General features: G+C 62.5%; 10 protein-coding genes and 1 pseudogene. 8 read left to right on the top strand and 3 right to left on the bottom strand.

Features of this window, described 5'->3' with window-relative positions:
• Positions 1-146: 146 nt before the first annotated feature.
• The 3 genes from CK228_RS24785 to CK228_RS24775 are packed head-to-tail and all read right to left on the bottom strand — an operon-like array spanning position 147 to position 5,816.
• Positions 147-1,244 carry a glycosyltransferase gene (locus CK228_RS24785; protein WP_179296039.1) on the bottom strand — a complete coding sequence of 366 codons (1,098 nt, stop codon included), beginning with the start codon at positions 1,242-1,244 and terminating at the stop codon, positions 147-149.
• 19 nt (positions 1,245-1,263) lie between these two features.
• Positions 1,264-2,040: a hypothetical protein gene (locus CK228_RS24780; protein WP_095776103.1), complete on the bottom strand. Its 777-nt coding sequence runs from the start codon at positions 2,038-2,040 to the stop codon at positions 1,264-1,266.
• A gap of 26 nt (positions 2,041-2,066) precedes the next feature.
• Positions 2,067-5,816, bottom strand: coding sequence for a glycosyltransferase (locus CK228_RS24775; RefSeq protein WP_095789563.1), 3,750 nt, complete (start codon positions 5,814-5,816; stop codon positions 2,067-2,069).
• Positions 5,817-6,715: 899 nt separating this feature from the next.
• On the opposite strand from CK228_RS24775, the gene CK228_RS24770 reads away from it, so the two are divergent.
• The 8 genes and pseudogenes from CK228_RS24770 (at position 6,716) to CK228_RS36355 (ending at position 17,407) form a co-directional block, all read left to right on the top strand.
• Positions 6,716-7,354, top strand: a complete 639-nt coding sequence (locus CK228_RS24770; RefSeq protein WP_095789562.1) for a hypothetical protein — start codon at positions 6,716-6,718, stop codon at positions 7,352-7,354.
• A gap of 62 nt (positions 7,355-7,416) precedes the next feature.
• Positions 7,417-7,731 (top strand): hypothetical protein, encoded by a 315-nt coding sequence (locus tag CK228_RS24765; protein WP_143750390.1) that lies wholly within the window; start codon positions 7,417-7,419, stop codon positions 7,729-7,731.
• Between the two features lie 94 nt (positions 7,732-7,825).
• Positions 7,826-8,323: pseudogene (locus CK228_RS35915) on the top strand (DUF4347 domain-containing protein); the annotation flags it as partial.
• 2,967 nt (positions 8,324-11,290) lie between these two features.
• Positions 11,291-11,470, top strand: coding sequence for a hypothetical protein (locus tag CK228_RS35910; protein ID WP_245437896.1), 180 nt, complete (start codon positions 11,291-11,293; stop codon positions 11,468-11,470).
• Positions 11,471-11,686: 216 nt separating this feature from the next.
• Positions 11,687-13,981: a peptidase domain-containing ABC transporter gene (locus CK228_RS24755; protein ID WP_179296038.1), complete on the top strand. Its 2,295-nt coding sequence runs from the start codon at positions 11,687-11,689 to the stop codon at positions 13,979-13,981.
• Positions 13,982-14,067: 86 nt separating this feature from the next.
• Positions 14,068-15,429, top strand: a complete 1,362-nt coding sequence (locus CK228_RS24750) for an HlyD family type I secretion periplasmic adaptor subunit (RefSeq protein ID WP_179296037.1) — start codon at positions 14,068-14,070, stop codon at positions 15,427-15,429.
• 29 nt (positions 15,430-15,458) lie between these two features.
• Positions 15,459-17,192 carry an SEL1-like repeat protein gene (locus CK228_RS24745; RefSeq protein WP_095789559.1) on the top strand — a complete coding sequence of 578 codons (1,734 nt, stop codon included), beginning with the start codon at positions 15,459-15,461 and terminating at the stop codon, positions 17,190-17,192.
• The gene (locus CK228_RS36355) at positions 17,192-17,407 is read left to right on the top strand and encodes a diguanylate cyclase (protein WP_280951044.1); all 216 of its coding nucleotides are present in this window, start codon (positions 17,192-17,194) and stop codon (positions 17,405-17,407) included. Before CK228_RS24745 ends, CK228_RS36355 begins: the two co-directional genes overlap by 1 nt.
• Positions 17,408-17,485 lie beyond the last annotated feature (78 nt).

Below are 17,485 nucleotides of genomic sequence, written 5' to 3'. Positions count from 1 at the left end.
TTTATTTGCTAAGTTGCCTCGATGCCTCATAACGACTACGCGCCTGCGCGTAAAGTAATTATCTTTCGTCAACTGCATCATTGCGCCATACCCCTACGTAGTCCCGGTCTCCCGCCATACTTACTAACGGGTTTTCGAACCCCACATCAAAACTGATGCACAGTTGCATCGCCTTGCGCACTATTCTTCAACTGACAGAAGTGTTGCAGGTTATTTTTCAACCTGTTGTTCTCCGGGTCCAAGTTCAGCGCCCTTTGTCCCCATTCCACGGCACGGTCCATGACATTGAGGCGCCAGGCCGCGATGGCGCCAAGGTCGTACAGCCGAAACCCCCAGCAGTTCGCGTCGTCAAGGTAACTACCTGTGCGGTAGGTCTTCTCGATCCCATTGGTGCTGGCCCAGAAGAGATTCAACCAGTCGGCCTTGCCATGAAACTCTTCAGCCAGGTCAAGCCAGATCTCGCGCCGGTGCGGTGCTTCCATCCTGGCCTTGTCCAGCCAGGACAATTTCTGCTCTGGCCGCATGCGCGCGATATAACGCATCGCCTCGGATCGTTCTTCCGCCCACTTGCTTGTCGGCAATTCAAGGTAGCGCTCAAGCAGTTGAACGGCCCGCTCTTGTTGGTTGGCCCACATCAAGTCCCGCCCGAGCCAGAAGCAGATCTGCGCGTCGTCGGGATCTTCCTTGTGCGCAACCTCCATCAGTGGCAGGTAGCTGCTCCTTGTTGGCTTGGTGAGGTCCTGCACTTCGAACATGACAATGTCGTTGCTGTTCGTGGTGACCTCTCGATCGCCGGTGAAAAACAAGGCCTCATGCACTGGCCGCTTGAAACGATATCCCCAGCGATGGTGAAAATTCTTCGCCGGCCAGCTTCGCAGCGGCGTAGGGTCATCGACACTCGATCTGTAGACCGTCTGGCAATAAAGGGCTGTCGTCTCGGGCGTCCAGGCCGCCTCAAGCTTCGGCCGCCAGCCGGGCTCGAGAAATCGATCCATGTCCATTGTACAGCAGACATCGACGTCGGCCGGGATTAGCGCCATGGCTGCGTTGCGGGCATCGTCGAAACGCCACGGGCGGACCGCTATCCGGTGCACGGTAACGCCGGCAGCGGTCAGCCGCGCCACCGTCTCATCGGTACTGCCGGTGTCAGCGACAATGCGATAATCGGCGTCGACAGCCGAGTTGGCCCAGCGCTCCACGTTTGCGGCCTCATTCAACGCTATGGTGTAGACGGCGACTTTCACCAGAAACCTTCCATAGGATCTATGCGCGAAAGGAGTATGTTCGGTAGATGAAACGTATCGGCCTGGCGATGTATGGATTGGTATCGATCATGGTAAGAATTGACTTCATCTCTTCATAAGGATCAACACCGATCGAGCGAAGATACGAGTAAAATGCACCCGTCTCGTGATTGCTTACTTGGGTATGCCGCATCAGAAATTCATCGACGATGCCCGCTGTCCAGCGGTCCGCGAGGTGATGACCCCAATATAGATCCAGTCCCCATCCTGAGATCGATAGGTCAAAGGAATGGAGCATCTCCTGCAGGAACGCGCGCCGGAAGAACGGGGCCATGACCTCGACCCAATTGGTGGTCCGCAGCTTGAGGCCGGGATGCTGGCGTGTCAGCCCCATCGCGTCGATGCAATCCGGGGTCAAGGCGGGTTGAGCAAGATCAAGCGAATATTCTTCGCAAATTGCAAAAAAGGCATCTGGATTGAAAAGAAGTTCTATATCGTCATCAAGAAATAAAGCCCCCTCATAGACGTTATGAAGGTCTGTAGCCTCGAAGAACCGTTTAGCTCCGTGCATTTTTGATCGGCCGCCCGCAAAAACAATTTCGGCCCGATTTCGAAGAATATCGTCCGGGTGTGGTGTGGCGTAGTAATTTATCGCGAGGTCGTACTGGCGCTCCCCTTGCGGAGTCTCGGAAAAAAAGGAAGGGCGACGCTTCGATCCGGCACGTATCAGGACGAGATATCGCCTCGGGTCGCTCGGGACCGACAACAGCTGAATTTCGTTCGAATTCTCAAACATTGAACCGACGGTTCTCGCTCAGATTGTTACCGAGTATCCCCAGTTCCCGCGCACTTGCGTATGGCTACGAGACCACCCATCAGCTTGGCGCGATTCAACTCGTAGTGGCTGTCGAAGAACAGGATTTCGGCGAACTGACCGGCAAGCGCGCTCACCCCCAGCGGATCGACCGAACGCGCGCTGCCCTGCTCCTTGATCTCACGCAGCAGGGTCTTGGTCAGCGTGATCTTGCTCGCGTCTTCACCGGGCGGCTGCCAGTCGAGGTCTTCGATGAAGTACCAGCCACTCGGTTTAAGCAAGGAAAAGAATTCGCGAAGCGTAAGCTGTTCCCCAAAGGACGCGTGGCTGCCGTCGTCGATCACCACGTCAAGTGACGCAGGCTCGAGTTTCGCGGCGATTTTGCGCAGGTCCTCCGCCCTGGACTGATCGCCGACAAACGACCTGAACCTATCATTGTTCAGATGGGAAAGATCGTTGAGGTCGACGCCGATCACTTGGCTAAACGGAAAGTACTTTTGCCAAAGGCCCACCGATGCTGGTGTGGCCCGATCGTCGATCGCCGCGCCGCGGTGCTGTACGATCTCCATAATACGCTGCACCGCAAGCCGGCGGCTCGACAGCAACTGATCATAGACGCGAGCATAGCTGTGCCGGTTGCCTGTGTGTCGATTCTTGTCGGTCGGAAATTGGTCGGCAAGCTTCGTTAGCGAGGAAAATCCGGCGAGCGGATCCATCAGGGACGAGATCAGCGGCGCCCCTTCGCCGCCCAGCCGGGCCTCATTGCGCGCCGTCCACAGATGGACGCCGAACACCCGCTCATCGTTCAGATAGTCGGCCAGTTCCGCTATCGGCTTTTCGAAGCGGTCGATTTCATTCCAGTCGATCGTGTTGAAGAACATCGGGCTGAACACCCATTCCTGCAGCGCGGCTCCCGCGTCGGAGGCAATGTAGTCGGACAAAAGCTTGGGGCCGATGTCTCCGAATTCCCTGCCGCGTGCTTCGTGAAAACGTTCGATCGACAATTCGTACAGCGCCCTCAGATGACTGCTGTAAGGCCGGGCATAGATAACATTGCCGCAGATGAAGTGACCTTTGTGCGATCCGCGCCATTGCAGGTTGAAGAAATGATCCCCGCGAAAGGGGAACGGTCGCAGCAGGATGACGTCGGAATCCATCCAGAGCCCGCCATGCTCGTAGAGCAGGGCGTAGCGGAAGATATCGCTGAAATACCTGATCTCGGAGCCGGCGACGATCCGCTCGAACAAGGCTCGCGGCATGACGTCGTCGGCATTGCGGAGTTCGACCCCGTGCGGGACGAGGAATTCGAGCTTCTCTGGTGCGTAGCTCCACACCCGCACCGGATGGCCCGCTGCCCGCATCGACGTCGTGGCCGCGATCAAAGTACGATGCTCGGCCTTGTCGGACATCACCTGGTAGAAGCAGTTGATCTGCGGAAGCGCGGTACCGTCGCTGCCAAGGAAGCGGGAAATCCGCGCGTCGAACTGGCGCGATCGTTCCCGCCGTTCCGGCGGAGAATCGACGTCGCGCAGGAACGGCGCGAGCTCATGGAAGATGTCGTCTGCCGACTTCATGCCGCCAGGGCCGAGGTCCTTGCCTTCCGACGGCGCCTGGCTTGCATCGTCCATGGCTCCGTTGTCAGCACAGTCAGGCTTGATCCCTGCTTTGGTTGGCGCAGCGCCATGCCCCGAGACCAGCGTCACCCTGGACGCCGTGCCGGCCGCACCTGATGGCAGGCTATCCACGTCTTCTAACATCGACCTAACCTCCGCCTCGTCGACGGTCGCGATCCAGGACTCGCTGTCGGTGACGCTGTAGGAAATCACCAAACGCCTTTCGTCAGGGTGCCACGCCAGACCGGCAGCAAATTCGACGCCCTTTTTGTCGAAGAAGAACGGCCGGCTTACTTTTCGCAAGGTGTTGGCTTCATCGAACCAGACGAACCGATGCAGGTAGTAACGCCGCTTCTCGGCGACCCGCCACTGGACTTCATGAATCAATGCAAGCCACCCGCCGGCAAATGCGATCAGCTGTGTTCCACCCCTGAAACTCTTCGCTGCAATTGCGGGAGGAGTCTCGCTGAGAGTCGAGCCCCGCTCGTCCACGGTCCGGGTGGGATCGCAAAGGTAGATGAATTGCAACGCCTCTGCCCCTCCCCCCACCGTGCCTGGCTTGACTTGCGGCATCCAGTTCTTCTGGTGCAGCCGCGGCCCCGCCGGGCGGAGTACGCGCCAGTCGGTGAGCCGGCAGGAAGCGTCCTCATCAATGCGCGCGACGATCTGCTCGCACCAGCCCTCCTCCGTCAATTCGCGCACGCACGAGACGCCCCATAGCGCGTCGCGCCAAGCGAACAGGCGCATGTCCTCAAATCCGAGAACACGGTCGTTGGCGGGTTCCGGCATATCGGCCGGCGGCAAAACCTCGCTTGCGGACTGAATAGAGAGCTCATCACTCAATCGGAGAAGGAAATTGCGCGTGTGAACCGGCACTCCACCCGGCGTGTCGTATTGCAGGTTGTCTTCGGCCAGCGTGTAATTCACCGTTCGCTGCAAAAGCACGATCAGGTCGCCCAATCGAGCCACCGACTGGTTTGACGACCGATAGCCATCGGGCGCCGTAAAGCCGACCGGACGCGCGCTAAAGGACGGCATCATTGTCTTGGCGGGCTGCACATAGAAGAACAGGTTGGACCACGCCAACTCCCTCGGGCCATCGTCGATTGTCCGGTTCAGCGCCAGCCAGTTGCATGCCGCGAAACCACGGTCCTTGCGCACGGGGTCGCGCGCGTAGTTTGCCGCTATCGCAAACTCTTCCACCATGCCTGTCGTGTAGATGTAGTCCTCGATAAACAGGATGTCCTGTTCCGGCCGCTTGATCGCCAGCCCCGCTTCAGAAAACAGGGCGCTGGCGTGGTTCATCCCTTTGTCGCGGTAGAACCGGGCCAGGTCATAGAGCGGCTCGGCTCGTTGCGGCCGTTGATTGAAGGCGGCAAGGGCCTGCTCAATGAAGCCGGGCTCGTCGCCGAGTTTGCGCAGGCAGCGAGCCCCCTGAAGGCGGGCGTTCCACGCCTCCTCGTCCCAGCCGCCCATGGCGGCGCGTTTGGCGTAGGCCACCGCGGCCTCCGCGGTCCGGCCGGCATCGCGATAGGATTGCGCCAGGTAGAACCAATAGCGCTGATTTTCCGGATCCTTTTCGAGGGCTTCCAGCAGAAGCTTCGCATCACGTTCGAATTTGTCGACGCGGTTCGATCCGCTGGCGTGGTCCTTGTACCAGGCACCGCGCAGCTCCTGCACGCCCCCAGGCACATCGAGATATTCGTGGGTCACACCGTAATAGCGCGCGCCGGCGTCGCGCCTGACCAGGCGCGTGTTCCAATAGGCCAAGCCGGAATCCGACCGCTGCAGCAGCCGATAGCCCGCACTGTCGAGCCGCGATCGGAAGCCCGCGTCCTCGACCATCAGCTCCATGTCGGCGTCGTCAAACAGCAGATAATCGTAGGCGAGTGGCGAGGCATAGGCGTGATCGAGCGCTGCGTTGCGCGCCTGCTCGAAATTGTGGAATGGGAATTCGTGCAGCTCGCCGGGCAGGCTGCGGGCAGCGAAGAACGATTTGATGAAATCCTGGGTCCCGTCGGTCGAGCCGGTATCGCCGATGACCCAGCAGTCGATGTGGTCGACAACCGCACCGAGACAGCGTTGAAGGTTCGCCATCTCGTTCTTGACGATCATATTGAGGCAGAGCCGCTTGCCGTTTGTCATTCGCGATCCATCGGCCTTCAATGTGACTGTCGGCGATAGGGACGGTTCGCGTGTCGCCGCGCCTTGCCGGATCCGTTTCGATGCGGATTCGCCGAGCCTCGACCGCTCATGCCTTCCCCCCGCTGTCGCTGTCCACTTGCCAGTCCGGCTGCGCAACAGCTTCCATTTCAAAGATCCGATCATTCCTTCTCACGGATCCTATAGGTCGTCCTCAGGAAACCGCGCTTAACCTTATCCACAGTGGTTAGCAGCCAGCCGTCATGCCAGCGGGCGGCAATGGCGACCGTGAAAGGAGGCTGCTTGAACTGCAACCGCCGGCATTCACCGCTCCGTCCGGTCTGACCGGTAGGTTCTGTATTTCGCCGCCATTTGCAGGCTGCCGTCAAGGCCGAGGCACCAGCATCCGCTGAGACATTGCCAACCCGTCTGGCTGCGCCATCGTCGATAATTTGCATGGAAGATGGAGACCTTCAATTGCTATCTAAAGCAGGCAGGATTGCAAGTAGTCCTATTAAACATCTGATTGTCATAGCGATTCTCCAAGCCATCTTTCCTGCAATTGCCAAAGCGGCACTACCTCGTTCCAGCTAATTTAGTAGTTGCTTAATTTATAGTTTACAATTTGCTAATTTTCGAATCTACTAAAACGCGGTGTTGAGGGGCCCTCGCAGTTTGGACGGCCGAATGCCGGAATGTCTGCGAAATTCTTTCTTGGGGAGAGTTAGAAGGGTCTGGGTTATCAAGGACGTTTCGCGGATTGGAAGGCGCGTCCACCGGGCACGCTAGTTATATGTCGCGACCATGTCCCCCTTGTGGGGGCGGACGGCTTCCCATTCCCTTGAGAATTGTCGCCGAGGCATCGGCGCTATCGTTGACGGGAGTGGGTGTTGGGTCGAGTCTTGCCACGTGCGCACGGGAGAAGTGCACAGCCTCGGTTCGGCTGGCCGCAAAACCTTCAGCCGGCCGATCGCCCGGAGTTCGGTGAGCACCAATGCGAGGCAGACCCCGCCGCGCTGGACGCAACCGGCATTCAGCCTGAACCCGGCCTAAACCAGACCGGCTTCGCCATCGGCCGCGTACGCGAACTCGGCGCGGACCCGGCGGTGGCGACCTCGATTGTCGCAGATCACTTGTCGTTCAACGTCATTCATTTGAAGGACGACGGCTTTCCAATCCCGGAGTTTCCTGACGAGCCGACGCCGAGCCTTCGGCGTAGCCTGGAGGGATTGCGTAGTGGGTGGGATGACATCGCCTGCCGACCGGCGGTGCCGTGGTACAGCACCCCGTTTCGGACGGCGCAGATCCATTTGCAGACAAGCGCTGGAAACGATCGGCCAGACGCTGCAACCGATGCTTTGGACATCGGCGGCAATCCCTTCATGGCAGTTGCGGGCGGCTCACGGCGGGGTCGTCCACGCTTCGCTGATCCGCCCCACGATGCGGCGCCGTTCGATGCCACGACGCCGCCAACCCGACAGAGACTATCCGCCCGCTCGATCGCGCCGACCTTGCTGGCGCAGCCGATCGGCGGCGATTGAAAATTGAGAGTGACGACAGAAAAACGCAGCGGCGCATTCGTCCGCTGACCACGGAGAGTATCATGAGCTATATAACAGGGTTTGCAGTCATGGAAGTTACCGTTAGAGGCGCCTTGCCCATCGGCGACACGACCGAAAATGTGCCTTATTTCATCCTGGACACGGCTAAGAGCGCCATCGTCGGTCAGGTCATCCTGCCCAAGGCCGTCAAGCGAAGCCTCGCTGTCGCTGTCACCGTCAAGGTTCCGGCCGCAGCCGGCTCATTTGCGATTGGTACGTTTGACGATGGCGGGAATTTCCAGGCCTGCAGCTTTCTCCGCGTAGAGAGCCCTTCTGTCCAACGACCCGACGGCGCCGTCGGTCTATCCGGAAGATGACCGTCCAATCTCCTTGTCGTTGTCGCGACCGCACGCCGGCCTAGCGTCGGGCGGTTTTCCCTAGGATTGAGTTCAAAGCCAACAGGAGCCAGTCATGGCCCGTGCCTCTGAAATTCTCTTTGTCGATCCTTCAGTCTCCGATCTCAACACGGTTCTCGCCAATCTGAGGGCCGAAGTCCAGGCAATAGTGCTGGACGGCCGCCGACCGGCGGCACGGCAGATTGCCGCCGCGCTCTCGCGGCACGACGGGCTCGACGCGGTGCACGTCTTGGCGCATGGCGCGCCCGGCCGGGTCAGCTTCTCCGCGGGAGAATGGTCGGTAGGGACGCTGGAGGAAGCGGCTGAGGACTTCGCTTCAATCGGCAGGGCGCTTGCTGCGGACGGCGAGCTGCGGCTGTGGAGCTGCGAGACGGCATCAGGGAATGCTGGCGAAACCTTCGTAGCGGCTTTGGAACAGGCGGTCGGCGCGGACGTCCGTGCATCCAGGTCGCTAGTTGGCGCAGCCGCCCTGGGCGGCGCCTGGAAACTGTCCGTTCGCGTCGGCGCGTCCACGCCCCTGCCGCCGTTGACCCCGGACGGGGTGTCGAATTACGCAGGGATACTTGTCTCAGGCGATCTGTCACTTACCGGTACTGTAGATAGTGGATCGAGCAACAATATCAACACGTACTATTTGATTGATACAAATGGTACGGGAGTTACAACCGATGATACGGTTGTAGGTAGCTTTCAGTTACCATCTGCAGCCAATGCTGCGGCTCCAAAATTCTCGGTAACAGTAACAGTTCCTGTGGTTGGAGATACCTATCTCATCTATGACTCGGGCTTCCGCCTATACGGTACACTTACTTATGTCGCCGACACAGACCTCATCACGCCCGGCGCCCAACCGGGTTATCAATTCGATACCCAGCCCATCAACAACGTGGGCGCCGCGGGCAACGATGGCGATCACTTTAATGGTGGCCTGTTAACCCTCGCTAGTGCTGGCACCCCGGGAGCGACAGGGCCCGCGGGCCCGACCGGCGCCACGGGCGCGACAGGAGCCACGGGCTCTACTGGCGCAAGCGGCTCGACTGGAGCCACAGGTTCTACTGGCGCAAGTGGCTCGACGGGTGCAACTGGCTCGACCGGCGCCACAGGTTCTACTGGCGCAAGTGGCTCGACGGGTGCAACTGGCTCGACCGGCGCCACGGGCTCTACGGGTGCGAGCGGTTCGACGGGACCGACTGGTGCGACAGGTGCCACAGGTGCGACTGGGGCGACGGGCTCTACTGGCGCAAGCGGCTCGACTGGAGCCACAGGTTCTACTGGCGCAAGCGGCTCGACGGGAGCGACTGGCGCAACCGGAGCGACAGGTGATACCGGCGCCGCCGGTTCCACTGGAGCAACTGGAGCACCTGGTTCGACTGGAGCAACTGGTTCGACGGGCGCAACAGGCTCGACCGGCGCGACGGGCGATACCGGTGCAACCGGCGCCACTGGTGCGACCGGGTCGACTGGCGCCACGGGCTCTACCGGAGCAACTGGTTCGACCGGCGCAACAGGCTCGACCGGCGCCACCGGCGATACCGGTGCAACTGGTTCGACCGGCGCCACTGGCCCGACCGGAGCGACAGGATCGACCGGCGCCACTGGCTCGACCGGTGCCACAGGTTCGACCGGGGCAACGGGCTCGACGGGAGCAACCGGCGCAACAGGTTCGACGGGCGCAACGGGTGATACCGGAGCAACCGGCGCAACAGGCTCTACCGGAGCAACCGGCTCGACCGGCGATACCGGTGCAACTGGTTCGACCGGCGCCACGGGCGCGACCGGAGCGACTGGCGCAACCGGAGCAACTGGTTCGACTGGAGCAACGGGCGACACTGGCGCGACTGGGTCGACTGGGGCAACCGGCTCTACCGGAGCAACCGGCGCCACGGGCTCGACCGGAGCAACCGGCTCTACCGGCGCGACTGGTGCTACTGGAGCGACCGGGACAACTGGGGACACCGGAGCAACCGGAGCCACGGGTGCAACTGGGGATACCGGAACGACTGGCTCGACCGGCGCAACAGGTTCGACTGGTGCCACGGGCTCGACAGGTGCCACCGGTTCGACCGGTGCGACTGGCTCGACGGGTGCGACAGGCTCGACAGGGGCCACCGGTTCGACCGGTGCGACTGGCTCGACGGGCGCAACCGGCTCGACCGGTGCCACAGGCTCGACCGGTGCGACAGGCTCGACAGGTGCCACGGGTTCGACCGGTGCGACTGGCTCGACAGGTGCCACGGGTTCGACCGGTGCGACTGGCTCGACAGGTGCCACGGGTTCGACCGGTGCGACTGGCTCGACCGGTGCCACGGGCTCGACCGGTGCGACTGGCTCGACCGGTGCCACCGGTTCGACCGGTGCGACTGGCTCGACCGGTGCGACAGGCTCGACAGGTGCCACGGGTTCGACCGGTGCGACTGGCTCGACAGGTGCCACGGGTTCGACCGGTGCGACTGGCTCGACCGGTGCGACTGGCTCGACCGGTGCCACAGGCTCGACCGGTGCGACAGGCTCGACCGGTGCGGCAGGCTCGACAGGTGCGACAGGCTCGACCGGTGCGACAGGCTCGACAGGTGCGACCGGTTCGACCGGTGCGACAGGCTCGACTGGTGCGACCGGTTCGACCGGGGCAACCGGAGCCACGGGTGCAACTGGTGATACCGGAGCGACTGGTGCGACCGGAGCAACTGGCGACACCGGCGCAACCGGAGCCACGGGTGCCACTGGCGATACCGGAGCGACCGGAGCCACCGGAGCAACTGGCGACACCGGCGCAACCGGAGCCACGGGTGCCACTGGCGATACCGGAGCGACCGGAGCCACCGGTGCAACTGGTGATACCGGAGCAACTGGTGCAACGGGTGCCACTGGCGACACCGGAGCCACGGGTGCCACTGGCGATACCGGAGCGACCGGAGCCACCGGTGCAACTGGTGATACCGGAGCAACTGGTGCAACGGGTGCCACTGGCGACACCGGAGCCACGGGTGCGACCGGAGCAACTGGCGACACCGGCGCAACCGGAGCCACGGGTGCCACTGGCGACACCGGCGCAACCGGAGCCACGGGTGCCACTGGCGATACCGGAGCGACCGGAGCCACCGGTGCAACTGGTGATACCGGAGCGACTGGTGCAACGGGTGCCACTGGCGACACCGGAGCCACGGGTGCGACCGGAGCAACCGGTGCAACTGGCTCGCAAGGTCCGACAGGCCCGACTGGAGGAACCGGTTCGGATGGTGGTGGAACCGGTAGTCATGGCAACAACGGCCACGGCAACGGAGAACAGCCCGCACCGGGCAATTCCGGGAACCATAACAATGCCGACAACAGCGGACATCAGGGACAGGGCAACTCTGCCGGTGGTCAGGGCAAAGGAAACGGGGGGCAAGCCGCGGTCACGTCCAACACGCTCGGGCTCAAGGACACCACACAGTTCCTGCAATCCGGCTCGGCTGACGGTAACAGTGATCCCGGCAAGAATGCGTCGTTCGGCCAACTGGTCAGCCTTGCGGCGACTTCGGTGACGACAGACCTGCTGAACGTCCTCAAGACAATCAGCGGATCTGGCAACAACCAGAACAAGCCTTCCGGAGCGAGCACGGATCTCACCTCGGATCAGACCAAGCCTGGCGCCGGCTACGCCAGCACCGACCACGCCGTCAAGACGTCCCTGAAGGATCTTTTGAAGCCGCACGAGTGAGCGGCGAATGGACCTGGACCATACTGGTCCAGGGTTAAAACGGGCGCGCGGGCTGCTGGAAAGCGGGTCCGCGCGTCCAACATCCCGGACAGGGATTGGCATGAGAGTCGCACGGCGAATCAATTCGGAGTACAGTGGCGGCATGATCGAAACCCTCGGCAGGGGCGCTTCGGCCCGGGAATTGTCGAGTTCGCTCGCGTGCCGGAAGACAAAGCCATGGTGAACCTCCCCGTGAACGCCGAAATCCAGGCGGTCCCGATCCAAGCCGGTTCTGCGCAAGGCGACGCGGCGGGCGGCGAAAGTACTATGGCGCGGATCCCTGGTGGTCCGGCCGAATTCGACAAGATCGGGCCGCGCCTCAAGGCGATGCTGCGAGCCGCCCGCTATCACGGTGTCGAGCTCGACCCGAACGAATTCAGGGCCGCGAGCGCGGTTCCGGCCGCCGCCGATCTGTCGCAGTGGGCGCAGGACGCCGGCATGTGGTCACGCGCCGTGCGCATCCGCTGGTCCCACCTTTTGCGCTTCCAGGACTCCGGCCCGGTCGTCCTTTTGTTCAACGATAGCGGCGCGGCTCTTCTCACCGGGGCGAGCGCCGAGCGAAACATCGTCTTCCTGAAAAGTGCGGATGCACCCGAAGATGGTGAAGCCGTCGCCATTGACGAGTTGCGGCTGTCGCAGGTTTGGACGGGCGAGGCACTGCTGCTGCGCGCCACACGATCCTATGTCGCGGCGGACGCCCCCTTCACCCTTCGCTGGCTCGCCGAACTGGTGCGTCTCGAAAGCCATGCCTTGCGCGATATCACCATCGCCTCGTTCACGCTGAGCGTCCTTACCATCCTGCCGCCGCTCATCGTCATGACGGTGGTCAACAAGGTGCTGCAGTTCAACAGCATCTCGACGCTGGTGCTCTTGTCCGCGGTGATCGCCGTGGTTTTCGCCTACGAGACACTGCTTGGCCATGCGCGGCGGCTGATCATCAATGTCGTCGGCGCCCGTCTGGACACCAAGCTGCAGCTGCATGTCTTCAGCCGGCTGTTACGCCTGCCGCTTGACTATTTCGAGCGGCATCCGGCCGGCGAGACGATGTATCATCTCGCCCAGGTCTATCGCATTCGCGAGTTCCTGACCGGAAAACTCCTCAGCACGTTCTTGGATATGATCACACTGTGTGTGCTGGTGCCGGTCATGTTCTACATCAACGCCGCCCTGGCCTGGATCGTGCTGGCCTGCGCGGTGGTGATCATGCTGATCATCCTCGCCTTCCTCAGGCCATTGCGCCGCAGATACCAGCGGGTGGTCGACGCCGAGACCTGGAAGTCGGCGGCGCTCGGCGAGACTGTCGTCGGCATAAAGACGGTGAAGGCGCTCGGTCTCGAGCCGCAGCGCAAGGCGCTCTGGGACGAGCGGGTGGCGGAAGCGGGAAAGGCGCGTCTCGCCTTCGGACAGCTGGCAAGCTGGCCGCAGACCCTTGTCACGCCGATCGAACGCGTGATGGTGCTCGGCACCATGCTGATCGGCGCTTATCTCGCGATGAACGACCGCACCGGCTACATGGTCGGCGGCCTGTTCGCCTTCATGATGATCGCCCAGCGCGTGGCGCAGCCGCTGGTTGGCCTGGCGCGACTGGTTGAAGACTACGAGGAGGTCGGTGCGGCGATCGGCGAGGCGGCGTCGGTCCTCAACCGGTCGCTGGAGAGCAGTTCGAATTCCACCGGCCTGAGACCCAGGCTGGTCGGCGAGGTCGCGTTCAGCGACCTGACCTTTAGCTATATCGCCACCAAGACACCGGCGCTCGACCGGGTCAGCTTCCATATTCCCGCCGGCAGCATGTTTGGCATTGTTGGGCGCAGCGGGTCGGGAAAATCGACAATCGCGCGCCTCCTGCAAGGGATCAACCGCGACTACAGTGGGTTCCTCAAGCTTGATGGCGTCGACCTCAAGGAGATCAACCTGCGCCATCTTCGCCAGGGGCTTGGCGTGGTCCTCCAGGACAACTTTCTGTTCCGCGGATCGATCCGAGACAACATCATCGCCGGGCGCCCAGGCCTGACGCTTTCCGATGCCATGCGCGCCGCGCACCTCGCCGGCGCCCAGGAATTCATCGAGCGGATGCCGAATGGCTACGACACCTACATCGAGGAAGGTTCGCCCAATCTGTCAGGCGGTCAAAAGCAGCGGCTGGCGATCGCGCGCGCGCTCATCCACGATCCGACCATTCTCATCCTGGACGAAGCGACCAGCGCACTCGACCCGGAGAGCGAGGCGGTTGTCAGCGCCAACCTCATGCGCATTGCCAGCGGGCGCACGATGATCATCGTTTCGCACCGGCTCGCCTCGCTGACCGAGTGCGACAACATCCTGGTCATGGATCAGGGCAAGGTCCTGGACGTTGCGCCGCATGCGACCCTGCTCGAACGATGCGCGCTCTATCGCCAGCTGTGGTCGCAGCAGAACCGGCACCTCGACGGCCGCCACGGCCGCCCGGTCGCTGTCCCGCCGCGGTTGGTTTGACCATGTCGCGCGCCTCATATTCGCATCAGGTCCGGTAACCGATGAGCAGCACCTCTCTCACCGCCCCTCCCCCTCGGTGGCACCGGATGGAAACGAAGGATCCGACGACGCCGGCCATACTCGAGTTCCAATGGCCGTCGACGGCTGTCGCCAATGCGCCTATTCCGCGGGCGGCGCGAGGCATTGTCTGGATCGTCTCTAGCCTGGTCATCGCGCTGATCGCCCTGGCGGGGCTGATACCGGTCGATCAGGTCGTGACGACCAGAGGGCTGGTGGTCTCGCAATCTCCCAACATAGTCGTGCAGCCGCTGGAAACAGCGATTGTCCGCTCGATCGAGGTGCGGGAAGGACAGCGCGTCAAAGCTGGCCAGTTGCTTGCCCGCCTCGATGCGACCTTTACCTCAGCCGACCAAACGGCACTGGCGATGCAGGTCTCGACGCTTGAAGCCGAGGTGGCGCGGTTGAAGGCCGAGGCCAGCGGCCAGACGTTCACCTACAACGGCCTCGACCCGAGTTGGACCCTACAGGTGTCGATATTCGAGCAACGCAAGGCGGTCTACGAGGCCAAGGTGGAGAATTTCGAACGCCAGCGTGACGAACTTAGCTCGGTGATTTCGCGATCGCAATCGGATGCCGACGGCTACCGCCAGCGGCTCACGGTTGCCGACTCGATCGAGCAGATGCGTAAGCAGCTCGAGGCAAGGCAGGTAGGAAGCCGCCTCAACACGCTCCTGGCCGAGGACAACCGGGCGGAAATGTCCCGAGCACTGGGCAATGCCGATCAGACCGCGGAAGCAGCCAAGCGCCAACAGGCCGCGGTGGCCGCCGAGCGCGACGGCTACATTCAGGGCTGGCGCGCCGAAGTCTCGCAGAGCCTGTCGGAGGCGAGCTCGCGCATCTCGGACGCCCGCGAACTTCTCAACAAGGCAAAGCTTCGAAACCAGTTGGTCGAGTTGAAGAGCCAATCAGACGCCATCGTTCAATCGGTGGCAAAAGTCTCCGTCGGCTCGGTCATGCAGTCAGGAGAGCGCTTTATCACGCTGGTGCCGGCCGACGCGCCGCTCGAGATCGAGACAAACATCGTCGGCAGGAGCAGCGGTTTTGTGCATGTCGGCGACCCGGTGGTAATCAAGTTCGACACCTTCCCCTATTCGCAATACGGCCTCGCCCATGGAACTGTGCGGGCACTCAGCCCGGATTCCTTCTCGGCACAGGAGCAAGCGCGCGATCCGAACAGTTCCTTGGCCATGCTGCCTTCCGACGCCGAGCCATTCTATCGCACGCGGATCTCCATCGACCAGGTGGCCCTCCACGGCGTTCCCGCCGGTTTCGCCGTGAGCCCCGGCATGCCGGTGACCGCCGACGTAAAGGTCGGTCGGCGCACGATACTCAAGTACATTCTCAGCGTGATGCTCCCGATCGGCCAGGAGGCGATGCGGGAGCCATAGAGTACTGGAGGAATCAGAGGCTCGGATCGATGACAATCTTGGATCGGCTGACTGGTCTGGCCTTCCCGGCGGCAGTGTTGCGTCGGGCGATCCAGCTTGCCGACAGCGGCAAGGCCGCTGAAGCCTTTCCGTTTATGGCGAAGGCGGCGCGCGCCGGAATGGTCGACGCCGAGTACCGGGTCGCGCGTTGCTATCTGGAAGGCGCCGGTGTGCCACCGAGCCGTATGGAAGGCGCGCGATGGCTGCTGCGGGCGGCCAACCACGGGAGCGCGGATGCGCAGGCGCTCCTTGCCGCGCTCTACGTCACCGGGCTGGTGACGACGGAAGCCGACGGCAAGGGGCCCTCGGAGCACTTGTTCAAACCTGATTCCCTGGGAAAACCAGACTTCGCGGCCGCTTTCGACTTTGCCACCAAGGCAGCCGAGGCAGGCTCGGCCACGGGACAGGCGATCCTCGGTTATATCCTTACCAGCGGCCCCCCATCGATGCGCGATCCCGATGCCGCACACCGGTGGTACGAGAAGTCGGCTTCTGCCGGCTGCGCCGAAGGGTGCCTAGGCTTTGCCCTGTCGCTGGCTCGCCGCGGCAAACGCGAAAACAGAGTTCGGATTGCGGAGGAGGTAAGGCGTGCAGCCGACGCCGGCCTGCCGACCGCGACCTATCTTCTTGCGGTCCTTACCGAGCACGGGCTCGGCGTAGCACGTGACATCGTAGCAGCAGCTCAACTGTATCAGGCTGCTGCAGAGAAGGGCCTGCCCTCCGCCCAGTTCCGGTTGGGATTGGCACTCATTGACGGTGCACTCGTCGGCCAAGATGTCGCTGCCGCGGAGGCGTGGATGCGGCGTGCTGCCTTGGCCGGCAATGTCGAGGCAGCCTATATGCTGGGCGATCGCTATGCGAAGACGCAGCGGCCGGATTTTGCAGAAGCCGCGAATTGGTATCGGCGGGCGGCCGAAGCGGGCCACCAAGACGCCGCCCGCGCTTTGGCCTCGCTCTATTTGACGGGAAATGGTGTGGCTGAGGATGTCGAGGAAGGAGCACGCTGGCTGCGCTCTTCCGCAAATGGCGGCAATCAGCAGGCACAGACAGACCTCGCCAATCTCATCCTGGGAGGAGCCGGCGAGCCGGACGACGGTGCAAGCGTTGCCGGATGGTTCGAGGCGGCCGCATCATCGGGCGACCTCATCGCGGCATTCAACCTCGGGCTCTGCTTCGCCAACGGCGTCGGCGTTCGCCAGGACGAGGGGCAAGCGGCAGACTGGCTGCGGCGCGCGGCCGAAGGCGTCGCCGAGGCGCAATATATGTATGCCCGCCTCCTCCAGGATGGACGCGGCGTCGCCGCCGACCCAACTCAGGCCCGCGTGTGGTTTGCGCGGGCGGCCGACGCCGGCGTGCTCGACGCACGCGTGGCGCTCGCCGAGATGCTACTCAACGGGCGCGGCGGCATGCCCGAGCCCGAGGCTGCAATGCAGTTATTTGAGCAGGCCGCCGACGACGGTCACGCCGGGGCGATGTTTGCGATTGGCGCGCTGTACGGAGGCGGCCACGGTCTGCCGGTCGATCAGGCAGCAGCGCAGAAATGGTACGCCGCCGCTGCCGGACGCGGGCATGGCCAAGCCCAATTCATGCTCGGACGCTATCTCTTGAAAGGCCTCGCCGGGGAGCGCGACCCGGTGGCAGGTCGCCTTTGGCTCGAACGCGCGGCTGCGCACGGGATCAGTGAAGCCGCCGGCGAATTGGCGGCTGCGGGCGGGCCCAACTAGTGCTGCTGTGGCCGTTGGAGGGGCTCGTCCAGGGCGTTCGGAACCTGAACATCCCGCACGGCCCGGATCGGGTAACCATCAGCGTCGGCGTCGCGACAACAGTGCCCAACGAGAACGAGACCCCAAACGATTTCGTCAATGCCGCCGATTTGGCACTCTTCCGCGCTAGGTCGGAAGGACGAGATCGTGTGGCGCTTCACGTGCCCCGCAGCTAGGTGGGGAAGTGACGATTCAACTATTTGAGCCAAATGGACGTTGCGCACTCGCAGAGGGCAGACGGGATCGATCCAGTA

Source organism: Mesorhizobium sp. WSM4312, assembly GCF_002294875.1.
Taxonomy (GTDB): Bacteria; Pseudomonadota; Alphaproteobacteria; order Rhizobiales; family Rhizobiaceae; genus Mesorhizobium.
This window is presented reverse-complemented; position numbering and strand designations above follow the sequence as displayed.

Coding starts and splice junctions, on each gene's coding strand:
- CK228_RS24765 (WP_143750390.1), top strand. CDS start 7,417: ATGAGCTATATAACAGGGTTTGCAGTCATGGAAGTTACCGTTAGAGGC.
- CK228_RS24750 (WP_179296037.1), top strand. CDS start 14,068: ATGGAAACGAAGGATCCGACGACGCCGGCCATACTCGAGTTCCAATGG.
- CK228_RS24780 (WP_095776103.1), bottom strand. CDS start 2,040: ATGTTTGAGAATTCGAACGAAATTCAGCTGTTGTCGGTCCCGAGCGAC.
- CK228_RS24755 (WP_179296038.1), top strand. CDS start 11,687: ATGGTGAACCTCCCCGTGAACGCCGAAATCCAGGCGGTCCCGATCCAA.
- CK228_RS24775 (WP_095789563.1), bottom strand. CDS start 5,816: ATGACAAACGGCAAGCGGCTCTGCCTCAATATGATCGTCAAGAACGAG.
- CK228_RS24745 (WP_095789559.1), top strand. CDS start 15,459: ATGACAATCTTGGATCGGCTGACTGGTCTGGCCTTCCCGGCGGCAGTG.